The 25,492-nt window shown below is 66.6% G+C and carries 26 protein-coding genes; 16 read left to right on the top strand and 10 right to left on the bottom strand.

The window, feature by feature from the left end:
• Window position 1 precedes the first annotated feature (1 nt).
• A complete protein-coding gene (locus CDOO_RS12745) occupies window positions 2–667 on the top strand; it encodes a response regulator (RefSeq protein ID WP_018022425.1) in 666 nt (221 codons plus the stop codon).
• Here CDOO_RS12745 and CDOO_RS12740 read toward each other — a convergent pair.
• Together CDOO_RS12740 and CDOO_RS12735 are read right to left on the bottom strand one after the other, a co-directional pair.
• Window positions 664–1,269 (bottom strand): response regulator, encoded by a 606-nt coding sequence (locus tag CDOO_RS12740; RefSeq protein ID WP_018022426.1) that lies wholly within the window; start codon window positions 1,267–1,269, stop codon window positions 664–666. The two genes, CDOO_RS12745 and CDOO_RS12740, sit on opposite strands and share 4 nt — an antisense overlap.
• The gene (locus CDOO_RS12735; RefSeq protein ID WP_162179680.1) at window positions 1,266–2,579 is read right to left on the bottom strand and encodes a sensor histidine kinase; all 1,314 of its coding nucleotides are present in this window, start codon (window positions 2,577–2,579) and stop codon (window positions 1,266–1,268) included. The genes CDOO_RS12740 and CDOO_RS12735 overlap by 4 nt, the downstream gene beginning before the upstream one ends.
• Between CDOO_RS12735 and CDOO_RS12730 the strand changes: the two genes are divergently transcribed.
• Together CDOO_RS12730 and CDOO_RS12725 are read left to right on the top strand one after the other, a co-directional pair.
• Window positions 2,578–3,627 carry an ABC transporter permease gene (locus CDOO_RS12730; protein WP_018022428.1) on the top strand — a complete coding sequence of 350 codons (1,050 nt, stop codon included), beginning with the start codon at window positions 2,578–2,580 and terminating at the stop codon, window positions 3,625–3,627. The two genes, CDOO_RS12735 and CDOO_RS12730, sit on opposite strands and share 2 nt — an antisense overlap.
• Before the next feature lie 13 nt (window positions 3,628–3,640).
• Window positions 3,641–4,330 carry an ABC transporter ATP-binding protein gene (locus CDOO_RS12725; protein ID WP_018022429.1) on the top strand — a complete coding sequence of 230 codons (690 nt, stop codon included), beginning with the start codon at window positions 3,641–3,643 and terminating at the stop codon, window positions 4,328–4,330.
• Window positions 4,331–4,388: 58 nt separating this feature from the next.
• On the opposite strand, the gene CDOO_RS12720 is transcribed toward CDOO_RS12725, so the two are convergent.
• Window positions 4,389–5,708: an aspartate aminotransferase family protein gene (locus CDOO_RS12720; protein ID WP_018022430.1), complete on the bottom strand. Its 1,320-nt coding sequence runs from the start codon at window positions 5,706–5,708 to the stop codon at window positions 4,389–4,391.
• Between the two features lie 114 nt (window positions 5,709–5,822).
• Here CDOO_RS12720 and CDOO_RS12715 point away from each other — a divergent pair, with 114 nt between their 5' ends.
• Together CDOO_RS12715 and trhO are read left to right on the top strand one after the other, a co-directional pair.
• Entirely contained in the window at window positions 5,823–6,404 is a 582-nt protein-coding gene (locus CDOO_RS12715; RefSeq protein WP_018022431.1) for a hypothetical protein, read from the top strand.
• A gap of 11 nt (window positions 6,405–6,415) precedes the next feature.
• Entirely contained in the window at window positions 6,416–7,330 is a 915-nt protein-coding gene (trhO, locus tag CDOO_RS12710) for an oxygen-dependent tRNA uridine(34) hydroxylase TrhO (RefSeq protein WP_018022432.1), read from the top strand.
• Here trhO and CDOO_RS12705 read toward each other — a convergent pair.
• The 3 genes from CDOO_RS12705 to CDOO_RS12695 all read right to left on the bottom strand — a co-directional run bounded on the left by CDOO_RS12705 (window position 7,327) and on the right by CDOO_RS12695 (window position 9,410).
• Window positions 7,327–7,818 carry a hypothetical protein gene (locus CDOO_RS12705; protein ID WP_018022433.1) on the bottom strand — a complete coding sequence of 164 codons (492 nt, stop codon included), beginning with the start codon at window positions 7,816–7,818 and terminating at the stop codon, window positions 7,327–7,329. The two genes, trhO and CDOO_RS12705, sit on opposite strands and share 4 nt — an antisense overlap.
• 23 nt (window positions 7,819–7,841) lie before the next feature.
• Window positions 7,842–8,846 (bottom strand): universal stress protein, encoded by a 1,005-nt coding sequence (locus CDOO_RS12700; protein ID WP_018022434.1) that lies wholly within the window; start codon window positions 8,844–8,846, stop codon window positions 7,842–7,844.
• Between the two features lie 93 nt (window positions 8,847–8,939).
• Window positions 8,940–9,410, bottom strand: a complete 471-nt coding sequence (locus CDOO_RS12695) for a MarR family winged helix-turn-helix transcriptional regulator (protein WP_018022435.1) — start codon at window positions 9,408–9,410, stop codon at window positions 8,940–8,942.
• 107 nt (window positions 9,411–9,517) lie between these two features.
• Between CDOO_RS12695 and CDOO_RS12690 the strand changes: the two genes are divergently transcribed.
• The 8 genes from CDOO_RS12690 to dnaB all read left to right on the top strand — a co-directional run bounded on the left by CDOO_RS12690 (window position 9,518) and on the right by dnaB (window position 17,657).
• Window positions 9,518–9,910 carry a DUF5318 family protein gene (locus CDOO_RS12690; protein WP_018022436.1) on the top strand — a complete coding sequence of 131 codons (393 nt, stop codon included), beginning with the start codon at window positions 9,518–9,520 and terminating at the stop codon, window positions 9,908–9,910.
• A gap of 131 nt (window positions 9,911–10,041) precedes the next feature.
• The gene (locus tag CDOO_RS12685; protein WP_018022437.1) at window positions 10,042–12,240 is read left to right on the top strand and encodes a transglycosylase domain-containing protein; all 2,199 of its coding nucleotides are present in this window, start codon (window positions 10,042–10,044) and stop codon (window positions 12,238–12,240) included.
• Between the two features lie 7 nt (window positions 12,241–12,247).
• Window positions 12,248–13,726, top strand: coding sequence for a glycosyltransferase family 87 protein (locus CDOO_RS12680; RefSeq protein ID WP_018022438.1), 1,479 nt, complete (start codon window positions 12,248–12,250; stop codon window positions 13,724–13,726).
• A gap of 1 nt (window position 13,727) precedes the next feature.
• A complete protein-coding gene (locus CDOO_RS12675) occupies window positions 13,728–13,916 on the top strand; it encodes a hypothetical protein (RefSeq protein ID WP_018022439.1) in 189 nt (62 codons plus the stop codon).
• Between the two features lie 123 nt (window positions 13,917–14,039).
• Complete coding sequence (gene rpsF, locus CDOO_RS12670) at window positions 14,040–14,336, top strand: 30S ribosomal protein S6 (protein WP_018022440.1); 297 nt, start codon at window positions 14,040–14,042, stop codon at window positions 14,334–14,336.
• Between the two features lie 116 nt (window positions 14,337–14,452).
• Window positions 14,453–15,061 (top strand): single-stranded DNA-binding protein, encoded by a 609-nt coding sequence (locus CDOO_RS12665; RefSeq protein WP_018022441.1) that lies wholly within the window; start codon window positions 14,453–14,455, stop codon window positions 15,059–15,061.
• Between the two features lie 87 nt (window positions 15,062–15,148).
• Window positions 15,149–15,601, top strand: coding sequence for a 50S ribosomal protein L9 (rplI, locus tag CDOO_RS12660; protein WP_018022442.1), 453 nt, complete (start codon window positions 15,149–15,151; stop codon window positions 15,599–15,601).
• 565 nt (window positions 15,602–16,166) lie between these two features.
• On the top strand, window positions 16,167–17,657 hold the full coding sequence (gene dnaB / locus CDOO_RS12655; RefSeq protein ID WP_018022443.1) for a replicative DNA helicase: 1,491 nt from the start codon (window positions 16,167–16,169) through the stop codon (window positions 17,655–17,657).
• A gap of 2 nt (window positions 17,658–17,659) precedes the next feature.
• On the opposite strand, the gene CDOO_RS12650 is transcribed toward dnaB, so the two are convergent.
• The 3 genes from CDOO_RS12650 to CDOO_RS12640 form a co-directional block, all read right to left on the bottom strand.
• Window positions 17,660–18,997, bottom strand: a complete 1,338-nt coding sequence (locus CDOO_RS12650) for an MFS transporter (protein WP_018022444.1) — start codon at window positions 18,995–18,997, stop codon at window positions 17,660–17,662.
• A 68-nt stretch (window positions 18,998–19,065) separates the two neighbouring features.
• Entirely contained in the window at window positions 19,066–21,360 is a 2,295-nt protein-coding gene (locus tag CDOO_RS12645) for a heavy metal translocating P-type ATPase (protein WP_018022445.1), read from the bottom strand.
• A gap of 123 nt (window positions 21,361–21,483) precedes the next feature.
• Entirely contained in the window at window positions 21,484–21,690 is a 207-nt protein-coding gene (locus CDOO_RS12640; protein WP_018022446.1) for a heavy-metal-associated domain-containing protein, read from the bottom strand.
• A 165-nt stretch (window positions 21,691–21,855) separates the two neighbouring features.
• Here CDOO_RS12640 and trxA point away from each other — a divergent pair, with 165 nt between their 5' ends.
• Window positions 21,856–22,245, top strand: coding sequence for a thioredoxin (gene trxA / locus CDOO_RS12635; RefSeq protein ID WP_018022447.1), 390 nt, complete (start codon window positions 21,856–21,858; stop codon window positions 22,243–22,245).
• 200 nt (window positions 22,246–22,445) lie between these two features.
• Window positions 22,446–23,228 carry a PspA/IM30 family protein gene (locus CDOO_RS12630; protein WP_038574117.1) on the top strand — a complete coding sequence of 261 codons (783 nt, stop codon included), beginning with the start codon at window positions 22,446–22,448 and terminating at the stop codon, window positions 23,226–23,228.
• A gap of 62 nt (window positions 23,229–23,290) precedes the next feature.
• On the opposite strand, the gene CDOO_RS12625 is transcribed toward CDOO_RS12630, so the two are convergent.
• Window positions 23,291–24,499 (bottom strand): NYN domain-containing protein, encoded by a 1,209-nt coding sequence (locus tag CDOO_RS12625; protein WP_018022449.1) that lies wholly within the window; start codon window positions 24,497–24,499, stop codon window positions 23,291–23,293.
• A gap of 183 nt (window positions 24,500–24,682) precedes the next feature.
• Here CDOO_RS12625 and CDOO_RS12620 point away from each other — a divergent pair, with 183 nt between their 5' ends.
• On the top strand, window positions 24,683–25,057 hold the full coding sequence (locus tag CDOO_RS12620) for a GntR family transcriptional regulator (protein WP_018022450.1): 375 nt from the start codon (window positions 24,683–24,685) through the stop codon (window positions 25,055–25,057).
• Window positions 25,058–25,492: the final 435 nt, after the last annotated feature.

Raw genomic sequence — 25,492 nt, 5'->3', positions numbered from 1 at the left:
AATGACCAGCCCCATCCGTCTGTTCATCGTCGACGATGACCAGCGAGTCCGTGACGGATTCCTGGCGTATTTCTCCTACGTCGACGACATCACGGTGGTGGGCACCGCCAAGGACGGGTCGGAGGCCCTGGATACGCTGCGCCGGGTCCCCGTCGACGTGGTGCTCTCGGACATCAACATGCCCCGCATGGGAGGCATCGAACTTCTCGCCGAGGTGAAGAAGTTCCCGAAGCCGCCGACGTTCGTGGCCATCACATCGCTGGACACGGATGATTCCATGCTGCGCATGATCGGCGGAGGCGCCGCGGGTTACGTGGTCAAGAGCGAGGCGCCGGCGAAGATCATCGACGCTGTGCGTGACGCGTTCAACGGCGGCACCACGGTGTCGCCGGAGGCGCTGTCCCGGCTGGTGGACTATGTCCCGCGGGTGGATCCGCGCACGAATGAGACCACCCGGCGGATCGAGTCCCTCTCTCCGGCGGAGCGTACGATTCTCGACCTGCTCTGCCAGGGGTTGTCCAACTCGGAGATCGCCCGCCGCTCGTTCTACGCTGAATCGACCGTCAAGAAGCATGTTTCTCACCTGATCAGCTACTTCGAGGCGTCCTCCCGCCTGGAGCTCGTGGTCCAGGTGCTGGAGTCGAGGGGTTCGGCGGCGCGTCGTTAGATGAGGCGTCGCTCCCGGGCGACGGTGACGGCCGCGGTGCGGTTGTCCACCCCGAGCTTCTGATAGATGTGGATCAGGTGAGTCTTCACCGTGGCCTCGGAGATGAACAACTTCGAGGCCAGCTCCCTGTTTGAGGCGCCGGAGGCGAGCGCCTCGAGCAGCTCGATCTCGCGCCCGCTGAGGGTCTCCATCGGCCGGGTGACCCGCTCGGCAAGCACGACCGCGACCTCGGGAGACAGCGTGCGTTTGCCGGCGGCCGTGGCCAGGACCGCGGCGTGCAGCTGCTCCTCCGGCGCGTCCTTGAGCAGGTAACCCAGCGCGCCCGCCTCCAGAGCCGAGACGATGTTGGACTGCGTGTCGAAGGTGGTCAGCACCAGGACCGGCGGCCCGCCCGCGGCCACGAGGCGACGGGTGGCCTCCACTCCGTCGACCTCGGGCATCTGCAGGTCACAGACCACCACATCCACGCCCTCCGGCATCTCGTCGACGGCGGAGCCGTTGGCACCCACCGCGACGACGGTGACGTCGTCGAAGGAATCGAGGATCGCGCGCAGGCCGGCGCGGACGACGGGGTGGTCGTCGATAAGCATGACACCGATCATGAGAGCTCTCCTGCCAGGGGAAACCGGGCCGCAATCGCGGTTCCCGAACCGGGTGCCGACTCTACCGCGAGGACCCCGCCGAGTTCCCGCACCCGCGCGCGCAGGCCGGGGAGGCCGTAGCCCGAGGTGTCGGTGGGGTCGAAACCGCGGCCGTCGTCGACGATGTCCACCGTGGCGGCGTCCGGCCACACGCCGTAGGTGATCACCACGCGGCGGGCACGGGCGTGGCGCAGCGCGTTGGTGCTGGCCTCCTGCGCAACGCGGATGACCGCGGCTGCGACGTCATCCGGCACGGCCCGGCCGGAATCGCCGGTGTAGGACAGCTCCAGGTCGGTGGACTCCCCCAGCGCAGCCTGCTGGCGGCGATGCTTATCGACGAGCGCTGCCAACGCATCCGGCACCGAATCCAGCATCGCCGGCGAGGTCAGTCCGGCGACGAACCGGCGGGCCTCGGCAAGGTTGTCCGCGGCCGTGCGGTTGATGGTGCGCACCTGCTCGGCGGCGGTCTCCGCATCCGTGGCCAGGGACTTCTCGGCGGCGCGCGAGAGCAGGACTATCGAACTCAGCCCCTGCGCGAGGGTGTCGTGGATCTCGCGGGCGAGGCGCTCACGCTCCGAGAGGCGACCGGCCTCGCGCTCGGAGCTGACCAGCTGCTCCTGCGTGGCACGCAGGCGGATCGCGGTGCCTCGCTGGGTGATCACCTCCTGGCTGAGAGCCCGGTAGAAGAGGAACGCGGTCAGCGCGGCGAGCGTGCCGATGGCCGGGCCGACCACTCCCCCGACCGAGAACTCCGACTGGCCCGTGAGCACCGGAAGGCCCACGGCGACAAGTAACCCGACGAGGGTCACCGCCACCGCGGGGATCCACGGCAGGACGGAGGGGATGAGGAACACCAGGGGGAATAGCAGCCACACGAAGGAGCCGGACTGGCACACCAGCGCGGCCCAGAGGAGGAGGATAGCCAGCAGCCAGGCCACGGCCGGCGCGGAGTGCGCCGACGCGCGCCCCCTCTTTTCCGCGAGCGTGCCCGCGAAGTACACGCCGGCCAGCAGCAACGCCAGCGCTCCCACCAGCCACGTCAGCTGACCGGCGGCCTTCGCGGCGACGACGGCGACGGCCAGCAGGACGGCAAAAAGCACGTGCAGCGTCACCCGCAGCGAGGTGAGAATCCGGGGCAGGGCAAAAGAATCTTCCACGAGCGCCCACCGTAGTTCCCCGCGCAGCGACGGGTAATCAACCGGACGGTTGACTGGGGTTTCACCTGCCAGGTCGATGGTTATGCGCTGCGCAAACACAAAACTATGAGTCATGTTCCTAGCACTCAGAGATATTGCCGCAGCCCGCGGCCGATTCGCCCTCATTGCCGGCGTTGTCGGCCTGATCACCCTCCTCGTTGTCATGCTCTCCGGCCTCACCGGTGGCCTGGGGAAACAGAACACCTCCGCGCTCGAGTCCCTGAATCCCGACCGCTTCGCACTCTCATCCTCGGATGAGGGGTACAGCTTCACCTCCTCTTCGGTGACTGACCGCGATGCGGATGAATGGGCGTCGATAAGCGGCGTTTCCTCCGTCACCCCGCTCGGCACCGCTCAGGGCGTGATGAGCACCGCCGACACCACCACGTCCGTGGCCATCCTCGGCCTCCCCACCGGCACTGAACTGCCCGTCGGCGGCGAGGTGCCGCAGACCGGCGCCGTGGCCAGCCAGGGGTTGGAGGTTTCCGCAGGTGACCAGGTCACCCTCGCGGGCACCGACGTCACCGTCGTGGACACCACGGCGGACGACTACTTCGCCCACTCCCCCGTCGTCTGGGTCTCCACCGACACCTGGCGCGACGTGGCCCACGCGCAGCCCGACGTCGTGGGCACGGCACTGCTTCTCGACGGCGGCCTCTCCAGCGATTCCTGGAAGGCCGCCGGCGACGACACCTCCGCGCTGACCATGGGCGAAGCCTTCAACGCCCTGCCCGCCTACAAGTCCGAGAACGGCTCGCTGATGATGATGCAGGGGTTCCTCTACGCCATCTCCGCGCTGGTCACGGTCTCATTCCTCACCGTCTGGACCATCCAGCGCACCCGCGACCTCGCCGTCCTGCGTGCCCTCGGAGCGTCGCCGCGCTACCTGCTTCGCGATTCCCTCGGCCAGGCGCTCATCATCCTGCTCGCGGGCGTCGGCCTGGGTTCGCTCGCCGGAGCGGGCCTTGGCGCGCTGGCCATCGGCACCGTCCCCTTCCAGCTCGACCTCACCACGACCCTGCTTCCGGCCGTCGGCATCCTCGTCCTCGGCCTGGCGGGCGCCCTGCTGGCCACCCGCCGCGTGACCAAGATCGACCCGCTCACCGCACTCAGTACTGTCTAATAAGGAGAACACCATGCTCGCCATTTCCGACTGCACCGTCACCTACCCCGACGGCACCTCCACCGTCACCGCCCTCGACGGCGCCAACCTCCAGGTCGGCCCCGGCGAACTGCACGCGGTCGTCGGCGAATCCGGCTCCGGCAAGTCCACCCTCCTCGCCGTGGCCGGCGGCCTCACGGTCCCCGTCAGCGGGCTTATCGACGTCGCTGGCCAAGCACTCGCCGGAGCCGACGACAAGGAGCGCACCCGCATCCGCCGCGACTACATCGGGTTTGTCTTCCAGACCCCCAACATGCTCCCCGCCCTAACCGTCCGAGACCAGCTCCTGCTCACCGACCACGTCCGCGGCCAGAAGCGCCGGCCCAGCCGTGCCGACGAGCTACTCGAGCGTGTTGGTCTCGGCGGCCTGGGCGACCGGAAGATCGGCCAGCTCTCCGGTGGCCAGAAGCAGCGCGTCGGCATCGCCCGCGCGATGATGGGTGAGCCCAAGCTCCTGCTTGCCGACGAACCTACCTCCGCCCTCGACGCCGACAACTCCCGCTCCGTGGTGGAGATGCTGTCTCAGCTGGTCAAGGAATCGGGCATTGCCGGCGTGCTGGTCACCCACGACCGCTCCCAGCTCGAGGTCTGCGACGGTGTCACCGAGATGAAGGACGGACGGACGCGGTTGGTTTCTGGGGAGCTGGCTGGGGCGCGTCGATAAGCGTCGGGGGTTGCTCAGTATGCAGCCGCATACCGGGGCGCCCCCATTTCACTCCAAACTAGCCCTCGTAGTGCTGCCCGGCCTCGGTCAGTGCCTCGTCGATGATCTGCAGGCCGCGGCGCAGCTCCTCCTCGGAGACCGTGAGCGGCGGGGCGATCTGGATGCGGTTGCCGCCGACGATGACCAGCAGCCCGGCCTTCTTGCAGGCCGCACCGATGGCGGCCATGGGAGCGTTGTCCTCACCCTTGGCGGCGAAGGGGACCAGGGGCTCGCGGGTCTCGCGGTTCTTCACCAGCTCGAGTGCCCAGAACATGCCCAGGCCCCGCACCTCGCCGATGATGTCGTGCTTCGCGGCAAGCTCCACGAGGGCCGGCTGGATGACGCGGTCGGCGAGTTCGTTGACGCGGTCCAGGATCTTCTCTTCCTCGAAGATCTTGAAGGTCTCCACACCGGCGCCGCAGGCCAGGGGGTGTCCGGAGTAAGTCAGGCCGCCCGGGTAGGCGCGGTGGGCGAAGGTGTTGCGCACGTCGGTGGTCATGATGACACCGCCGAGAGGGACGTAACCGGAGTTGACGCCCTTGGCGAAGGTGAGCAGGTCCGGTGTGGCGTCGAAGTTCTCCACCGCGAACATCTTGCCGGTGCGGCCGAAGCCCACCATGACCTCGTCGGCGATCCACACGATGCCGTACGTGTCGCACAGTTCGCGCAGGCCCTTGAGGTAGCCCGGCGGCGGGACGAGGACGCCGTTGGTGCCCACGACGGTTTCGAGGATGACCGCGGCGATGGTGTCCGCGCCCTCGAGGATGATGCTCTGCTCGAGGTGCTCCAGGGCACGCTCGGTCTCCTGCTCCGGGGAGTCGGAGTGGAAGGGGGAGCGGTAGGAGTACGGGCCGAAGAAGCGGCCGACGTGGGCGTCGAGGTTGTCGTTGGCCCAGCGACGCGGTTCACCGGTCAGGGTCATCGCGGTGGCGGTGGCGCCGTGGTACGAGCGGTACGCGGACAGCACCTTCTTGCGGCCGGTGTGGAAACGGGCCATGCGCACGGCGTGTTCGTTGGCCTCGGCGCCCGAGTTGGTGAAGAAGACGTAGTTGAGGCCACCCGGGGCGGCGTCGGCAATGCGTCCGGCCAGCTCGGTACGGGTGGCGTTCTTGTAGGCCGGCGCGATGACCGCGAGCTTGTCAGCCTGGTCCTTGATCGCCTGGATCAGGCGTGGGTTCTGATGCCCGAGGTTGGTGAACACCAGCTGGGAGGTGAAGTCGAGGAACGTGTTCCCGTCCGCGTCGGTGATGGTGGAGCCCTCGCTGCTCACGATCTCGACGGGGTTGATCTCGTCCTGGGCGGACCAGGAGTAGAAGACGTGGTCGTTGGTCTCGGTCATTCGTGAAGCTCCTCAGAGAAAGCGTTGGGTTTTCCGTAGGTCACCCACCCTATGTGATGCAGGTCCCTCCCGTGGGCGGAATCGAGGCCCGCGCGTGCCGGGTAGCGTTGAGGAATGGACGATGACCAGCGGCTCTCCGAGCTTTCGCGCCGGGCAGGCGAACTCGATGCCGAGATCCAGCGGCTGAGCAACCTCCGTCGTGAAGTAGCCTTGGAAGCCGAGACGATCACCGCTGCCCAGCTCCGTGCGGTGCCCGAGCCGCGCCCGGGCAAGACACTCGACGCTGGGCGCCTCGCGGTGGCCATCGAAAGAAAGTGCAAGCACCTGCTCGAGTCAGAGAACCTCATCGCTCTTGACGGGCTGCTTCGGAATCCGTGCATCAGGCCCGGTCTGACTCCCGTGCTGGTCAGCGACGACGGGCAACGCACGACGGTGGTCATCCACATCGACGCCCACCTGTTCCGCGGCCTGGTGGGTGTGGTGGCGCGCACCTCCGCGGGCGAGGTGGAGGAGGACGTGGCCACCGATCTGGTGGTGGATCTCATGGGGGAGTACATCATCAATCTGGCCAGGGATACCCGGCGGGGGGAGATCGGCTGGTGGGACAACAGCACCGGCCCGCTCACGCTCGACGCGCTGCGCCGGCAACTTCCCGCCGAGCAGACGTGGCTTCATCCCCGAATCGACGACCTCTAAGCTGATCAACCGTGGCTCTCTCCAAAATTCTCCTCTACTACACCTTCACGCCCATCGCCGATCCGACGGCGGTGATGCTCTGGCAGCGCGACCTCTGCGAATCCCTGGGGCTGAAGGGGCGCATCATCATCTCCGAGCACGGGATCAACGGAACCGTCGGCGGGGAGATGGCCGCGTGCAAGAAGTACGTGCGCAAGACCCGCGAGTACCCCGGGTTCAAGGGCATGGAGTTCAAGTGGTCCGAGGGCGGGGCGGAGGATTTCCCCAAGCTGTCGGTGAAGGTCCGCGACGAGATCGTGTCCTTCGGCGCGCGGGGGGAGCTCAAGGTCGATGAGAACGGCGTGGTCGGCGGGGGACAGCACCTGAAGCCCGGAGAGGTGCATGAGCTCGTCGAGAAGCGAGGCGAGGACGTCGTGTTTTTTGACGGCCGCAACGCGATGGAGGCGCAGATCGGCAAGTTCCGCGACGCCGTCGTCCCGGACGTGGACACGACCCACGACTTCATCGCGGAGCTCGAGTCCGGCAAATACGACTGGATGAAGGACAAACCCGTGGTGAGCTACTGCACCGGCGGCATCCGCTGCGAGGTGCTCTCCAGCCTCATGAAAAACCGCGGGTTCTCGGAGGTCTACCAGCTCGACGGTGGCATCGTGCGCTACGGCGAAAAATACGGCAACCAGGGACTCTGGGAGGGCTCGCTCTACGTCTTCGACAAACGCATGCACGTCGAATTCGGCGAGGACGCCGCCGAGCTCGGCCACTGCGTGCTGTGCGGCAACCCCAGCAACACCTTCGTCAACTGCGTCAACGAGGACACCTGCAGGAGGCAGGTTCTGCTTTGCGACGACTGTTCCTCACACATCGCCACGTCACACTGCGGCCGACCTGACTGTGCCGCGGTCGCAGCCGAGCTCGCCGCGTCCTAGAGCGCCGGGCCCTTGCTCAGCCACACCTGCACGGTGATGGTGATGACCCACATGGTGAAAAGGACCTCCACCCAGAAGACCCCCATCCACGGCCGCCAGCGAACAAAGCCGTAGACCTTCCTGGTGAGGATGACCATGGAGCCGAGCAGGAAGGCGATCGGCGGGAGGGACACCAAGACGGCCCAGGTCTTCTGCAGACCGGGCGTGCAGAGCAGTCGCCCGCCGACCTCGTCACACGTGTCCGCGCCGGCCACGAACCGGAAGATGACCCCCAGGATCAAGGCGAACGCCAGCGACCCGCCGATCGAGAGCAGGAGGTACTGCCAGGCCTGTTTCGAGGACTTCCGGTTGCGAGCCGCGACGACCGCGGGATCTTCCTGGTCAGCGAGGTCGTCGATGCTCTCCGGGGCTGGACGGTAGAGATTGGCGTAGTCCGCGTCATCGGACAGGTCGTTCTCGGGATGGTCGCCGCGAGTGGTGTCAGGCATGCCTCCACTCTAATGCCGAAGATTTACGGTTGTTTCGGAGCGGGGAGGACAATCACCGGGACGCTGACATGCTGGAGGAACTGCGCCTCCGTGGATCCGAGAAACACCCGCTCGAAGGAGCCGCGGATCGTGGATCCCATGCACAGCAGGTCACCCTTCTTCCACTTCAGCGCGTCCACCGCGCCGGGCCAGCCCGCGCCGGAGCCCAGGGCGGTGTGAACGTCGAGGTCGGGCAGTGTCTCCATGGTGAGATCGCGGGCCCGGTCGAGCATCCCCAGGGCGTGTTCGTACCATTCGTCGGACAGCTCGCGGCTGAGATCGATCCGGTCGTCCAGGCCGTTGTGGGTGAGGCCGGTGGGGGAGAAGGCCACCAGGCGCAGCGGCACCCCCAGGCGCTGGGCCAGCTGGCCGCCGAAATGCAGCGCCTCCTGAACCTCTTCCGATTTGGTGCTGAGGTAGGCGACGTTGACGCGGGTGACTCCCCGCTTGGACAGCTTCACCGAGCGCGGGGCGAGGAGCAGGGGAGTGGTGGCGGAGTGCAGCAATGCGTCGGTGGTGGTCCCGGAGAGGAAACGCCCCTTGGCGGCGGTGGGGCGGGAGCCGACCACGAGCAGGTCCGCGTCATAGTCCGTGGCGGCCTCGTTGAGCAGGGTCGACTCGTTGGGGCCGTCGGCCACCACGGCCACGTCGCTGTCCCAGTGGGATTCGTCGATGCCCGCACGGCTGAAGGCGTCCCGCACCCGGGCGGTGTAGGCCTTGGTCTGCTTGCTCATCCACTTGTCGTAGCGGGAGCCGAGCTTGCTCAGCGAGGTAGTCGGCCAGAAACGCAGGAGAGTGGTGACGGCGCGGATGCGGGAGGGCATTGCCTTGGCCAGCCAGGCCGCGGTGTCAACGGCCTCGTCCCCGGCGACTCCGGGCTGCCACGCGACGAGGATGCGGAGACGCGAGCCTTCCGGTCGAGTGAGGAACTCGCCGGAGCGAGGATCCGCCGGGCGGAGCTCAGCCGTTGTGTCGTCCTTCTTCGGCATACCATTTCGCGAGGGTAGGGGTCAGTGTCACCCGCGGGATTCGTACCCGGAAGAGGGTACGAAAGTTCCCGACGGGGGGATCTGTCTGAGACTCTACTTCGCGGTGTCCCCGAGGGGTGAATCTTCGGTTACCCCGTACTGGGTGGCGAGGCGGTTGATCACGTCAGCGAAGTCCTCGCACTTGCGCTGGTCCTCCTCGCTGAGGGTGGCGATCATGTCCGCCAGGTAGTTCTCGCGTTCCTCGCCCACCCGGCGCAGCTCGCTGGCTCCGAGGGAGGTGAGTTCGACCCGGACGCCGCGACGGTCATGCTCATCGCGGATCCGCTCGACGAGCTGGCGGCGTTCCAGCTGGTGGAGAGCGTTTGACGCGGTGGGCATCCGGATGCCCTCCTCTTTGGCGATCTGGCTGATACGCAGAGCACCGTTCTCCCGGAGGCGGGACATGATGGACAGCTGAGGGCCGGTGAGGTCCGACTGCTCGGCGATGCGGAAGTACATGACGTACAACTTCGTCATCGCGGGGCGGATCTTCTTCGCGATGTCCATGGGTTTCGGGGTCGACATAATTACCATCCTAAGACAGTTTCCCGGTTGAAAGCGACACAGTGACCCCCGACGGTCGGGGACGGGGCCGGGGATGCGGCCGGGAACCGGGCATAGGATGGGCCGCAATGATCACCTATCGCAACGTCATCTCCCACCGGTGGGCCCGCGCCCAGACTATGCGGCAGCTGGAGGCCGGCCACATTTCCGCCGAGGGGCTGTGCGACGCGGACTTTTTGCTTGTGACGGCGGCGACCTACCACGGCCGGGAGGTGGACCGCTCCTGCCCGGTGTGCGCGAGGGAGAATCTGCGGGAGGTGAGGTGGATCTACGGGGACACCCTCGGCTCCCGCTCGGGGACCGCACGCAGCGAGGAGGAGATCGCCGCGATAGTGGAGGAACTGGCCGGTCAACGGGTGCCCCGGGGTAAGGACGGGGAGGTGGCCGTGCACCTCGTGGAGGTTTGTCCGGCCTGCCGGTGGAATCATCTGCTCACCACAGGTGTGGCGGAACTCGCATAAATCCGTTTTCACCCCAGGGTATGAGGCAGTATTGTCACTCGTAATCGGACTATGCGGACCTGTCAGCATCCTGTGACGCCGCACGGTCGGAAACCATATCCAGTCTCTATTACAGAACACGGGTCAAGACAATGGTGTCTCATTCTCTCACGACCAACGACGCCCAGCGCGCCTCCTCCGGCCGCCGGGGAATCCTCAAGTGGTTTCTCATCGCCCTCGCGGTGATCATCGCGCTGCCGCTCATCGGCTTCGCGGTGTACTACTCGCGGATCCACGTCCCCGAGCCCAACGAGGTGTCGACGTTCCAGGTGTCCAACATCTACGCGTCCGACAGCTCGACCGAACTGGCACGCATCGTCCCCCCGGAGGGGAACCGCAGCCAGATCCCGCTGAGCGAGGTGCCGGTCCCGGTCCAGGACGCCGTCCTGGCGGCCGAGGACCGGGAGTTCTGGACCAACCAGGGTTTCTCCTACATCGGATTTCTCCGTGCCGTGATCGGCCAGGTCACCGGCAATGAATCCGCCGGCGGCGGCTCCACCATCACGCAGCAGTACGTGAAGAACGTCCTGGTCGGCGACGAGCGGTCCATCGAGCGCAAGCTCAAGGAGCTGGTCTACTCGGTGAAGATGACCAACGAGTGGGACAAGGAGACGATCCTCGAGGCCTACCTCAACACCGTCTACTTCGGCCGCAACGCCTACGGCATCCAGGCCGCCTCGAACGCCTACTTCAACAAGCCCGCGTCCGAGCTGACGCCCGAGGAGGGTGCGGTCCTCGCCGCCACCATCCAGCTGCCCAGCCAGATGGACCCCTGGGTCAACCCGGAGATGGCGGAGCAGCGTTGGAACTACGTGCTCGACGGCATGGTGGAGATGGGTTCGCTTGACGCTGCCCAGCGCGCGGCCACGGCGTACCCGCCGACCCGCGATCCGGCGGAGTACTCCGCCTACACCGAGGCCTCGGGCACCAATGGTCTGATCCGTCAGCACGTCGTCGAGGAGCTGGCCACCCTGGGCATCTCCGAGGAGGACATCACCACGCGTGGTCTGCAGATCACCACGACCATCGACATGCAGACACAGAACGCCACGCTCGACTCCGTCAACGAGAACCTGTCCTACCTCGCCGACGACGCCCGCGCGGCCGTCGTCTCCATTGACCCGCGCAACGGCGCCATCCGCGGTTACTACGGCGGCGAGGAGGCCAGCGGCTGGGACTACGCCAACGCGGCCCTGCAGACCGGCTCGATCTTCAAGGTCGTGGGCCTGGCGGCCGCCCTCCAGCAGGGCATCCCGCTGAGCGCGCAGTACTCCTCCGCCCCGGTCACGCTGCCCGGCGGCATCACCGTGGGCAACGTCACGGGCACCTGTGGCTCGTGTTCCATCGAGAACGCGCTGCTCAACTCCTACAACACCTCCTTCATCCGGCTGCAGGACGACCTGGCCAACACCACGCAGGACACCGCGGACATGGGGCATGCCCTGGGTATCGCGCGCTCCCTGCCGGGCGTGCCGGAGACCCTGACGGAGGACGGCGAGCAGCCCTACGAGGGCATCATTCTGGGCCAGTACGTCTCCCGCCCACTGGACATGGCCGTGGCCATGGCCACCCTGGCCAACCGGGGTGTCTGGCACCAGCCGCACTTCGTCGAGCGGGTGGAGACGTATAACGGAGAGGTCCTCTTCGAGTTCGATCCCGGCGAGGGCGAGCGACGGGTCTCGGCCCAGGTCGCCGACAACGTGCTCCACGCCATGGGCCCGGTCGCGGCCTTCTCCCGCGGCAACACCCTCGCCGGTGGCCGCCCCTCCGCCTCGAAGACCGGTACCGCTCAGTTCGGCGACACCGGGCTGAACAAGGACGCCTGGATGCTCGGCGGCACGCCGCAGCTGGTCACCGCCGTGTGGATGGGCACCGCCGAGAACACCTCCGCGATCTTCGACGCGGGCGGCGGCAGCATGTACGGTTCCGGCACCCCGGCGACCATCTGGAAGGAGACCCTCGACGCGGCCCTGGCCAACCAGGAGGTGATGTACTTCGCGGACCCGGTCCCCGTGCAGTACGGCGGCTTCGAGAGCCCCTACCCGTACTCCGGCGGTGGCGTCCCCAACTACACCTATGCCCCGAGTCCGGGAACCAACAGCAACCCGGCGCCGACGTACAGCGCGCCGCCCGTCGAGCCCTCCGAGCCCCAGCGCGCCCCGGAGCCCGCCCCGGAGCCCTCCCCGGTTCCGGAACCCGCGCCCGCGCCCGCCCCCGAGCCGGTGCCGGCTCCGGCCCCGGCGCCGAACCCCATCGAGGACGGCCTCGAGCAGTTGCTGGGCAACCTCTAGCGCCTCGATGAGCACCCCCGTCTCCCGCCTCCTCGACAGCGGTCACCCCGCCCTGCGGGTGTCGCCGGGCCGCACCGAGCCCCTGGCCCGGGGAGTCATCGACTTCCTCGGCGGCCCGGTCGGCAGGTACGCCGCAATCGGCCGTTCCCGGTGGTGGACTCCTCTACGGGTGCTCATATCCGTCGCGCTCGTGTTCCTCTCCTTCGCGTACGCGCAGAAGGCCGCGTGCCTCGGTGGAACGGTGGGCGAGGACGGAACCGTCGGCCTCAACTGGGCGGGAAACCGCCAGTACGCCGCGGCCTGTTACAACGACATTCTCCCGCTCTACGCCGGCCGCGGACTGAACGCCGGGGGATTCCCCTACGCGTTCTCCTGGCAGGAGGGCGATCTCACCCGCTACATGGAGTACCCCGTGCTGGCGGGTCTGTTCCAGGGTGGGGTCGGCTGGCTCGCGCGTCACACCTACGGGCTTATCGACGCCCTGCCCGGCGCCATCCCCGAAGCAAGCTGGTACTTCACCCTGACGGCCCTGATCATCTCGGGCCTCTGGATCCTCACCATCCGCATGCTGGTCTCGCTGGCCGGAAACCGAGTCTGGGATGTCGTGCTCGTGGCCGCCAGCCCGTTGCTCATCGTGCACGGCTTCACCAACTGGGACCTGCCGTCCGTCACCTTCGTCGTGGCGGCGCTGCTGCTGGTGGCCCGGAAACGACCCGCCTGGGCCGGCGTGATGGTCGGCCTGGGCATGTCCTTCAAGCTGTGGCCGCTGTATATCCTCGGGGCCTACTTTGTCCTCGCCGCCCGGTCGCGGAGGTGGGCGCCGTTCCTGACGATGTGCGCCACGGCGATCGTCAGCTGGCTGGCGGCCAACCTGCCGGTGATGATCACCTACCCGGACGCCTGGCGGGAATTTTTCCGGCTGAACTCCGAACGGAGCTGGGAGTGGACCACGGTCTACGCCCTGGTCTCCCGGATGACGGGCTGGCCGGGATTTGATGCACCGGGAGGGGAACCCGTCATCCTCAACGCGGTGAGCCTCCTGCTCTTCGTCGGCCTGTGCGCGGGCATCGCGTGGTTCGGGCTGATCGTGGAGCGCCGCCCCCGCGTCGCCGAGCTGGTCACGCTGATCGTGGTGGCCTTCCTGCTCGTCAACAAGGTGTGGTCCCCGCAGTACTCGCTGTGGCTGCTCGTCCCGGCCGTCCTCGCGCTGCCGAACTGGCGGCTGATCTTCACCTGGGGTGTCGTGGACATGATGCTGTGGCCGGTGCTCATGTGGCACATGATGGGCACCGAAAATAAGGGAGCGCCCGACTGGCTGCTCAACGTTTTTGTCCTGGGTCGCGACGGCCTCATTATCGCCATCGCCGTGCTGGTCCTCCGGCAGATGCTGGGAAGGAGCGTCGATAAGGTGCGTCTGGCGCACGCCGGTGAGGACCCGCTGGCCGGGAGCTTCGGCCAGCACGATCACGTAGAAAGTGCGGTCTGACATGCTCATCACCATTCTTGGGATCATCTCCATCGCCGTCGGGCTCGGATCCTTCGCCCAGTCCTACCTCGCGGTGATGAAGGGGCGTCCGGCGAAGATCGCCTGGGCGTGGGGGATCGTCGGGGTCCTGTGCCTGACGCTGATCCCGGTCGTGCTGGCCGTGTTCTTCGCCGCCCCCATGTCGCGCTGAGGCGGGCGGTATTTCGCCTGGACAATTCCGTGCGGTACGCTGGTCGGGTTGCTTGACGCAACGACCCTCCTGCCACGTCCGCAAAGGTGACGTGGCCGAAAATTTACTAGACCATAGGAGGTGATGAGGTCCGTGCGTCACTACGAAACCATGATCATCCTGCATCCCACTCAGGATGAGCGCACTGTTGCCCCGTCCCTGGACAAGTACCTGGACATCATCCGCAAGGATGGCGGCACCGTCGACAAGGTTGATGTGTGGGGTAAGCGTCGTCTTGCCTACCCGATCAACAAGCAGGAAGAGGGCATCTACATCGTCCTCGATCTGCACTGCGAGTCCGAGTCCGTCAAGGAACTCGACCGCGTGCTCAATCTCAGTGAGACTGTGCTCCGCACCAAGGTGCTGCGCAACGACAAGTAGGAACGATCACGGACGGGGTTCCTGCCTGGTAAAAAGGGCAGCAAAAGGAAACTCGTCCGGCTCGCGTCAGAAGTCGAACGCATCAATCGCACATCAGTCAGGAAGGCAGTAACACCATGGCACAGGGAGATACCCCGATCACCGTCGTCGGAAACGTCGTCGCTGACCCGGAACTTCGATTCATCCCGTCCGGTGCGGCAGTGGCAAACTTCCGCATCGCGTCCACGCCCCGCAAGTTCAACTCACAGACGAATCAGTGGGAAGACGGCGAGGCACTGTTCCTTACCTGCAATGTGTGGCGTCAGGCTGCCGAGAACGTCGCGGAGACCATCTCCAAGGGTATGCGCGTCATCGTCACCGGCAAGCTGCGTCAGCGTTCGTACCAGACGAAGGAAGGCGAGACCCGCCAGTCCTTCGAAGTTGAGGTCGATGAGGTCGGACCGTCCCTGAAGTACGCCTCCGCACAGGTCACCCGCAATCCGCGTGAGGGCGGTAGCGGCAACTTTGGCGGAGGAAACTCCCAGGGCGGCAACTTTGGGGGCAACCAGCAGGGAGGATTCGGTGGCGGTCAGTCCGCCGGCGGATTCTCCGGTGGCCAGCAGCAGGGGCAGCAGGGTTCCCAGAACCAGCAGTCCCAGTCCAACCAGCAGCCGAACAATGACCCCTGGTCCTCCGCTCCGCCTGCCGGCGGATTCAGCGGCGGCGACGACGAGCCCCCGTTCTAAAAGTTCAGTCACCCCACACATTCACCTACTCCCGCCACGTACGGCCACACCGGCCGGCGGGGGACAATCCAACGAAAGGCAGGGATCATGAAGCTGATCCTCACCGCTGCCGTTGAGAATCTCGGCGTTCCTGGTGACATCGTCGAGGTCAAGAACGGTTATGGACGCAATTACCTGCTTCCGCGTGGACTGGCGATCACCGCCACCCGGGCAGCAGAAAAGCAGATCGACGAGATCAAGCGTGCACAGGATGCCCGCGCGGTCCGCGACGTCGAGCATGCACACGAACTTCGCCAGAAGCTCGACACCCTCGAGAACGTGACCGTCAAGGTCCGCACCTCCGAGTCCGGGAAGCTCTTCGGCTCCGTGACCACCTCCGACATCGTCGAGGCCGTTCGCGCCGCCGGCGGTCCGGTTCTGGACAAGCGGAACATCGAGCTCGCCAAGGGCCTGATCCAGAAGACCGGTAACTACCAGGTCGAGGTCAAGCTCCACCCCGAGGTTCTCGGCAAGGTCAACTTCTCGGTCGTGTCCGCCTAACACCTAGGCGCACGACGGGCCCCACCGATGTGTGGCCCCACCGACAACAGCAGGCCTCCGGCCCCCATCCCTGAACAGGGAAGGGGGCCGGAGGTTTTTTATGTGTACTTCGTCCACCGGGCTTATCGACGCTCTTTTCAACCCCTTGTGGATAAGCCCGGGGAATTTACTCCCACGTAACCTCCCTGTTCTCGGGTGGACACCGCCAGGGGCGGGTGTCTCCCCGGCTATCCGGAGAAAATCGTGACCTGCACTTATGGTTGTCCACTGATTGTTCCTCGTTGTCCACAGGGGGTAATTATAGGTGTGACCAGCGGGTATGCGGGGAGAGCCTGGGGGAGGGGGCCGAGTTGTCCACAACTTATCCACAGGGGTGCGCGGCCCGACACGCCGAGCGAGCTTGCGTTACGGGAGATATCCACAGAAGGTGGGGATAGATCAGGGTGACATCGCTGCACAAGCCCGCGGGGGAGGCGACGTTATCTGCGTGTCCGGGGGGCTGTCTACACTGTGGGAAACGTTGCGCAGTGCAACTTTTCGCTTCAACATGAAGTAAGGATGGGCCATGGCCTCCACCGACGAATCCGGTGCCAGCAACTTCGACGACGACTTCTCCGTCCCGCCCGAGCCGCTGGAGGAACCGGGTCCCCCGGAGTTCGACGACAACGGCAGATCCGGGCAGGGCAGCCGCCGCTACCAGCGCAAGCGCGACGAGCGGCCGCAGAGCTTCGACGAGTACCGCCAGCCTCCCCACGACCGGGAGGCCGAGCAGGGCGTCCTCGGCGCCATGCTGCTCAGCCCCAACACCGTCATGGAGGTGGTGGAGGAGCTGAGCCCGGAGGACTTCTACTACCCGGCTCACCACCTCATCTACAAGGCGATCCTGGATCTCTACGCCGGCGGCACGGACATCGACCCGCTGATCGTCGGCGGCCGCCTCGACCGGATGAATGAGCTCGAGCGCGCCGGCGGCGCGCCGTACCTGCACACCCTGATCTCCACGGTGCCCACGGCCGCCAACGCGCGCTACTACGCGGAGATCGTGGCGGAGAAGGCCGTCCTGCGCCGGCTCGTCGATGCCGGCACCAGGGTCGTGCAGCTGGGTTACGAGGGTACCGAGGGCGCCGAGGTGGAGTCCCTGGTCGACCGCGCCCAGCAGGAGATCTTCGCCGTAGCCAACCAGCGCTCCTCCGAGGACTACCGCCTGCTCGAGGACCTCATCAGCCCCACCGTCGACGAACTCATCGCCATCCAGCGCGACGGCGGGCTCGAGTCCGGCGTTCCCACGGGGTTCATCGAGCTGGATCAGCTGACCAACGGCCTCCACGGCGGTCAGATGGTCATCGTCGCGGCGCGCCCGGGCGTGGGCAAGTCCACCATCGCCCTGGACTTCATGCGCTCCTGCTCCATCAACAACAACAAGACCTCGGTGATCTTCTCGCTGGAGATGAGCGCGCAGGAGATCGTCCTGCGCCTGCTCTCCGCGGAGACCGAGGTCAAGCTGCAGGACATGCGCTCCGGTCGGATGCAGCACGCCGACTGGGAGAAACTCACCGACCGGCTCAGCCAGATCCAGAAGTCCCCGATCTTCATCGACGATTCCCCGAACCTCACCATGATGGAGATCCGTTCCAAGGCCCGGCGCATCAAACAGCAGCACGGGCTGGACCTCGTGGTGCTGGACTACCTGCAGCTCATGAGCTCGGGCAAGCAGGTTGAATCCCGTCAGCAGGAGGTCTCAGAGTTCTCCCGCCAGCTGAAGCTGCTGGCCAAGGAGCTCGAGGTCCCCGTAATCGCCATCTCCCAGCTCAACCGTGGACCCGAGGCTCGAACGGACAAACGCCCCCAGGTCGCGGACCTGCGTGAGTCCGGCTCGCTCGAGCAGGACGCCGACATGGTCATGCTGCTCTACCGCCCGGACTCACAGGACCAGGACAATGAACGCGCCGGCGAGGCGGACGTCATCCTGGCCAAGCACCGCGGTGGTCCGATCGGCACCGTGACGCTGGCGCACCAGCTGCACTACTCCCGGTTCGTCAACATGGCGCGCAGCTGACTTCAGTTGATCACCTTGCCGCGCTGCTCCGGAAGGAAGAACGCGGCCGCGGCGGCCACGGCGAAGGCGGTGGCGAAGATGGAGAACAGCGCGATGGGGCCGGCCCCGGCCATGAGCAGGGGGACGATGAGCGGCGCGATGATCGAGGCCAGGCGCCCGAAGGACGCTGCCGCTCCGGTGCCCGTCGCCCGGATCGACGTGGGGTAGAGCTCCGGCCCGATGGCGTAGAGCGCTCCCCAGGCGCCGAGGTTGAAGAAGGACAGCAGACAGCCGGCGGCGATGATCTGCCACGGGGCGTTAGCGAAGCCGTAGAGCATCGCCGCACCCGCCGAGCCGGCGAGGAAACTCACCAGGGTGGCGCGCCGCCCCCAGGCCTCGATGAGCCAGGCCGCCGCGGCGTAACCCGGCAGCTGAGCCAGGGTGATGATCAGCGTGAAGGAGAACGAACGCACGAGGGTGAAGCCGTCGGCCACCAGCAGCGAGGGGATCCAGGTGAACACCCCGTAGTAGGAGAGGGAGACGCCGAACCACACGATCCACAGGGCGGCGGTGCGCCCGATGAAGGGGCGGCTGAAGATGGAGTGCGCCTCTTCGTCAGCGGTTGTGGTGGTGGCCACGCTGGCGGAGGCGTGGCGTTCTGCGTCGATACGCGCGAGTTCCCCGGGATCGGCCGCCTCCTCGAAGGAGCGGACCACGGCCTCGGCCTCGTCGGTGCGGTTCCTGCTCTCGAGGAAACGGACGGATTCGGGCATCTTCCAGCGGATGACCAGCGCGTAGAGGGCCGGGACGGCGCCGAGCGCGAGGCCCCAGCGCCAGCCGTTGTCCGACCCGGCGACCACGAAGGTGCCGATCACCGCGGCGAGCACCCACCCGACGGCCCAGAACGCCTCGAGCTGAACCACCATGCGCCCGCGGATCTTTCGGGGGGCGAACTCGGAGATGAAGGTGGAGGCGACCGGCAGCTCGGCACCCAGGCCGAGGCCGATGACCAGGCGCAGCGCGATGAGCATGGCCAGGCCGGTGGAGAGGGCGGCAGCGCCCGTCGCCAGGCCGTAGACCAGCAGCGTCAGCGCAAAGACCTGGCGGCGGCCGATGCGGTCGGCCAGCAGCCCACCCAGGGAGGCGCCGATGGCCATGCCGACGAACCCGGCGGAGGCGATCCACGACGCCTGGGTGGGCTCGAGCTGCCACTGCACCGCGAGCGCCGCGATGATGAAGGACACCAGGCCGACGTCCATGGCGTCGAGCGCCCAGCCGACGCCGGAGCCCCACAGCAGTTTCCGGTGACGGCTGGTCACCGGAAGGCGGTCGAGGCGTTCGTTGCGTGTCAGGGTAGGCACCGGGAAAGTCCCGCTTTCTCTCGTGGGAAGGTTGGAGAAAGCATAACCAAACCCGGTGCCTACGGGGGCTAAATCGCGGTGGGTGTGAACCGGCGCAGCAGCAGGGAGTTGGAGACGACAAACACCGAGCTGAAGGCCATGGCCACGCCCGCCAGTGCGGGGTTGAGCAGGCCGAACATGGCCACGGGGATGAGGACCACGTTGTAGGCGAACGCCCAGAAGAGGTTGCCCTTGATGGTGCGCAGGGTGCGTCGGGAAAGCCGGATGGCGTCGGCCGCGCTGACCAGGTTGTTGTTCATCAGCGTGATGTCGGAGGCCTCGATGGCCACGTCGGTGCCCGCTCCCATGGCCAGTCCGAGATCGGCCCTGGCCAGCGCGGCGGCGTCGTTGACCCCGTCACCGACCATGGCGACCTTCCGGCCCTCGGCCTCGAGCTTCTCGACGACAGAGACCTTGTCCTCCGGCATGACGTCCGCGAACACGTTGTCCGCGTCGATGCCGACCTCCCGGGCCACGGCGGCTGCGGCGGTGGCATTGTCACCGGTGAGCAGGTACGGGGTCAGGCCCAGCTCCCAGAGCTTGGCGACGGCCGCCGCCGACGTCTCCTTGACAGTGTCGCGCACGGTGACGACCCCGGCGGGCTCACCGTCGACCTCAACGACCACCGGGGTGGCGCCGGCTTCCTGGCCGGCGGAGAATGCGTCGGAGAGGGCTCGGGGGAGCTCCGCTCCCGGGCGGCCGACCCGGATTTCCCGGCCGGTGACATTGGCCTGGATGCCCTGGCCGGCGGTGGTGCGGAAGTCCCGCGCCTCGGGCAGGTTCTCCGGGGACACCGCGGCAACGATCGCCTTGGCGATGGGGTGTTCGGAGCCGGACTCGGCGGCGGCGGCGAGGGAGAGGATCTCCTGCTCGAGGAATCCCTCCCCGGCGACCGTCCCGGTGACCGCCATGGAACCGGACGTGACGGTGCCCGTCTTGTCCATGACCACGGTGTCGATCTGCCGGGTGGACTCCAGCACCTCGGGGCCCTTGATGAGCAGGCCGAACTGCGCACCCCGGGACGTGCCCACGAGCAGGGCGGTGGGGGTGGCCAGGCCGAGGGCACACGGGCACGCGATGATGAGCACGGCGACTGCGGCGGAGAATGCCCAGTTGACCCCGTTGCCCAGCAGCAGGTGCGTGGCCAGGGTGATCAGCGACAGGACAATCACGGTGGGCACGAAGACGGCGGAGATCCTGTCGACGAGCCGCTGGACCGGGGCCTTCTTCTGCTGGGCCTCGGACACGAGACGCCCCATCTGGGCGAGCGTCGAATCCTCTCCCACCCGGGTGACCTCGACGAGGAGGCGGCCGGAGAGATTGATGGTCGCGCCGGTCACGCTCGTGCCGGGAGTGGCCTCGACGGGGACGGACTCGCCGGTGAGCATGGATTCGTCGACCGCGGAGTTGCCCTCGCGGATGATGCCGTCCGCCGCGATCTTCTCGCCCGGGCGGACCACGATGATGTCGCCGGCCTGCAGCCGACTCACCGGGGTGAGGGTCTCGGTGCCGTCCTTGAGCACGGCGGCGTTCTTGGCGCCCAGATCCAGCAGCGAGCGCAGGGCCTCGGACGATGCACCCTTGGCACGGACCTCGAACCAGCGGCCGAGGAGGAGGAACGTGATCACCACCGCCACGGACTCGAGGTAGATCTCGTCCATGTCGCCGTCCGACGGCAGGAGGGACATCTCCATGGTCATTCCCGGCATGCCGGCGTTGCCCAGGAACAGTGCCCACAGGCTCCAGAGGTAGGCGGCGGTGGTGCCCAGGGAGACGAGGGTGTCCATCGTCGTGGAGCCGTGACGAAGGTTGGTCCAGGTGGCCCGGTGGAAGGGGGCGCCGCCTACGACGTAGATGAGGGTGGTCATGGCGAGCACGGCCCACTGCCAGTTCATGAACTGCAGCGCCGGGATCATGGAGACGGCCACGGTGGGAACGGCGAGGATCGCGGAGAGGACCAACCGGTGCAGCAAGTCCTTCGCCTCGAGCTGGCGGGCCTGTTCGTGCCGGTCGACGGGCTCCTCCTGCCCGCCCGACTGTTTCTCGGTGTCGTCGGACGCGGCCGCCGCGGTGAAGGCGTCGTATCCGGCGCCGCGGACGATCTCGATGAGCTGGTCCGGGTCGGTCTTCGACGGGTCGTAGTTGACCGAGGCCGACTCCGTGGCGTAGTTCACGGTGGCGTCGACACCGTCGGCCTTGTTGAGCTTGCGTTCGATCCGGGAGGAACAGGAGGTACAGGTCATCCCGGTGATGCCGAGGTCGAGCTGCGTGAGCGCGGTGGCGTCAGGGGCACCGGAGGCGGTGTTGGTGGGGGACGTGGTCATGGGAGGAGATCACACCTTTCTTGATACGACCCCACCATATACCCTCTGGGGGTATAAGTTCAAGGCTTGGGCAGCAAAAAGGCGAGGGCCGGGAGCCCTCGCCACAAGTCTGCTGTGGTGAATCTATGAGGTGACGGAGTAGCCGGCTTCCTCGACGGCGGCGCGCACCTGGTCGTCGTCAAAGCCCTCGCCGGTGACGGTCACGGCGCCGGTCTCGTGCGAGGCGGTGACATCGGTGACGCCGGAGATCTCGCCGACCTCCTCCTTCACGGAGGCCTCGCAGTGTCCGCAGGTCATTCCCTCGACGGTGTAGTTGCTGGTGTTGGCCATGATGATGCTCCTTCGCGATAGGGGGTGAACGGGTTCCGATGCCCAGGATATACCCCCATGGGGTAACTGGCAACGATTCCGGCCACCGCCCCCGGAATACTCGCGGCGTCGGTAGGGTTGGACAGAGACGAAGCACAGAACCAAAAACTTAGGAGTGAACAGACCATGGCTACCATCACCGTGACCGAGCAGAACTTTGAAGAGACCGTGTCCGCCGACGGCATCACCATCGTCGACGCGTGGGCCGAGTGGTGCGGACCCTGCAAGCAGTTCGCCCCCACCTTCGAGAAGGCCTCGGACAACCACGAGGACGTCACCTTCGCCAAGCTGGACACCGAGGCCAACGAGCAGCTCGCCTCCGCCCTGCAGATCCAGGCCATCCCCACCCTGATGGTCTTCCGCGACGGCATCCTGGTCTACCGCGAGGCCGGCGCGCTGCCTCCTGCCGCGTTCGAGGATCTCATCGGCCAGGTCAAGGGCCTGGACATGGACGACGTGCGCAAGCAGGTTGAAGAGCAGAACCAGGCCGCCGGCAACCAGGGTGAGACCGAGTAACTCCCCGGCCCGATCCGTGCCGATGCCCGGCGTGACCCCCGTACCGGGGTCGCGCCGGGCATCATCGCTTTCCCGGCGTGCCCGGCACTGCACGGGGAATGCCCGTAAACTCGGGTCGACAAAACCGCAGCAACCAATCATCATCGGATCCCTCGGCGCTCCCGTGCCCCGTGGGGCCGACCGGAAGGGTGGAGACCATCATGGCTAATCCGTTCAGCAAGGGCTGGAAGTACCTCATGGCTTCCGCCGACCAGAAGATCGACAACAACGCCGACCCCAAGGTGCAGATCCAGCAGGCCGCCGAGGCCGCGAAGAAGCAGCACCGGGACATCACCCAGCAGGCGGCGTCGATCATCGGCAACAAGAAGCAGCTGGAGCTGCAGATGGACCGCCTCCTCAAGTCCCAGGCCGAGTACCAGCAGAAGGCGCGCACGGCCCTGCAGGTCGCGGACCAGGCGCAGGCGGAAGGGGACTCCGAGCGGGCAAGCCAGTACATGAACACCGCGGAGGTCATCGCCTCCCAGCTCGTCGCCGTGGAGTCCGAGCTGGAGAACACCAAGCAGATGCACGCGCAGGCCAGCCAGGCGGCCGAGCAGGCCCAGGAGCAGCAGCGCCAGTCCGAGGCACGCCTGACGCAGCAGCTCGGCGAGGTGGATGAGCTGATGAACCAGGCCGATCAGGCCGACATGCAGCAGAAGACCACCCAGGCGATGGACACCATCAACCAGTTCGGCGGCGACGACAGCGTTCCCACCCTCGACGGGGTGCGCGACAAGATCGAGCGCCGCTACGCCGACGCGCTCGGCGCCCAGGAACTCACGCAGAGCACCGTGCAGGAGCGCATGGTGGAGATCTCCTCCGCAGGCTCCGACGTCGCGGCGACGAGCAAGCTCGATGAGATCCGCGCGTCCATGAAGGCGGACTCGGACAAGGCCATCACGGAGAAGGCCACCACCTCCGAGGATGTCCTCGACGAGAAGTAGCTTCCCGCGCCACAGGAGGGGCCGTGACCGGTGAGGTCACGGCCCCTTCCGGCTTCTCGACGTCAGTTCAGGCGTCGAACGCTGATGAGCACACCCCGGATGCCGGAGTGGAAGCCGTCGCGCAGGCTCACCCGCTGGCTCTCACTGAGCGTGTACTCGTGGAGGGTCTCACAGGCGAACTGCAGCAGCGGGCGGTCGATCTCCGGGGGCAGGCCGCCGCCCGAGAGCTGGTGGGCGGAGTCGCGTTGCTCCACGGTGGCGGCGTTCTCGAACCACCAGGTGGCGTACTGCTGGCCGACGTCGAAAGGCGTCTGGAACCCGGCAGAGGACCAGACCTCTTCCGGCAGGGGCACGTACCGGGAACGCAGCTTGCGCCGCGAGGCCATCATCGACGGCTTCGGGGCTGATGGGGTCCGTCCACCGGCGGGTGCGTCCTTGGCGGGTTTTCCCTGGTCCTGCGGGTGCTTGGCCATGGCGCTGGTCACCTCGCTGGTGGCCTCGCTGGCCGCCTCCGTGGACCGTTCCGACTGCTCGGAGTCCGCGCCGGGCTCCGCGTCGTCCCCCGTGGGGGTGAGCGGGGCGTAGGGCCGCTCGGCCGGGCGGGGCGCCTGGCTCTCCGCCGGGTTCTGGAGGGGGCGGCCGCCGGGCACGGGGGTCATGCCGCCCTGCTCGTCGGGCACCCCGTCGGCGATGGGCCGTTCGCGGATGGACGGAGGAAGCGGCCCTTCCAGCACCTGGAGCTGCATCGCGTCGGCGAAGTCCTCGCGCGGGTCGAGGATCGTGGTCGTGTCGCAGGAGTGGCGCAGCGCGGCGGACATGGAGTCCCAGCCGAAGCCGTAGAGGTGCACCCGCACCCCGTTATCCGAGGCCTCCTGCACGCCGGGGATCATGTCGGCGTCGCCGGAGACGAGGACAAAGTCGGACACCTCCCGGCGATGCCCGGCCACCACCATGTCCGCGACCAGGCGGGTGTCCACGCCCTTCTGCGTCCGCCGGTCCCCCCATTCGATGAGCTGGCCGGTGCGTAGCTGGACCCCGTCGCAGGAGCGCAGCGAACGTTGGTAGCGGTGCGGGCCCGAGTCGGGGATGCCGTCGTACCAGAACTGGCGATGGATCGGCTGGCCGAGCTGATCCTTGATCATGTTGCCGAGGATGGCCACGACCTCGGGCAGGTCAATCTCTAATTGTGAGCGTGCCCCGGTCTCCCACGAGTTGTAGAAACTCGCGAGGAGGTAGGACGTATCGACGTAAACAATCGTGCGTTCAAGCATGGCTCCTGTATCCCGTATCTGTTTGATTCTAAGTTGATTTCTTCACCCGCAAGCATGCCTGAAAACACGTCCCACGTCACTGTTTGCAGGTAGTCGGCACGGGATAATCACCGACGGGCGGTTGCGCTGCCGAACGGGTAGGTTCGTTACTCAACTAACTAACCGATCCGGGCAGGCCAACGCATGAACAACGAGCAGGAACCCCTCTACCGGCAGATCGCCACCCTCATCGAGGACATGCTCGTCGACGGCACACTCCTCGAGGGCGACCGCGCCCCGTCAACCAACGAGCTCGCCGCCTTCCACGCGGTGAACCCGGCCACGGCAAGACGCGGACTCGGACTGCTCGTCGACGGCGGCGTCCTCCACCGCCGACGCGGAGTGGGCATGTTCGTCTCGCCCGGGGCACTGGAGCTGGTCCGGCACCGTAGGAGGGGAGTCTTCGCCTCCGGGTTGGTGGCACCGCTTATCGACGAAGCCCTGCGCCTCAACGTCGGGCGCGCCGAGCTCCATGACCTGGTGGACCGGGTGGCGGAGAGCCGCGGAATGTACCGGTGACCGCCGAGCGAACTTTTGGTGAGACCTACGTGAAATCCGGGCCAACAAGAACACCCGAAAACATGCATTGTGGTGGGAGTTTGTGTTTTGTCGGGGTGGTGGGTAACTTAGTTTAGGTCAGCGAGACCGACAGCGCCCCACCGGGACAGAGAACGACAGTCCCCGGATGTGCGGCGAGAGGAAAACACCCGCTGGTGACATCGCCGGACCATTGATGGTTGTCGGTGATGTGGAAGAAAAATCTTTGGTCGGCAGTGCGATCATCGCCGTGTGCGGTGTGAGTGTGGTGACCGGTGTTGTGTGAGAACTCGATAGTGTGCCAATGTACTTTATTTGTTTTTTCTTACCACGGCACCGCTTCCGTTGTGCGGGGTGGTGTGGGGTGGGTGCATGGCGTGTGGTTGACCATGAATGTTCGTGTGGTTGCCCCACCGA

This window comes from Corynebacterium doosanense CAU 212 = DSM 45436 (assembly GCF_000767055.1).
In the GTDB taxonomy this organism is placed as follows: domain Bacteria; phylum Actinomycetota; class Actinomycetes; order Mycobacteriales; family Mycobacteriaceae; genus Corynebacterium; species Corynebacterium doosanense.
Note: the sequence above shows the minus strand (reverse complement) of the source record. Positions and strands in the feature narration are given on the sequence as shown.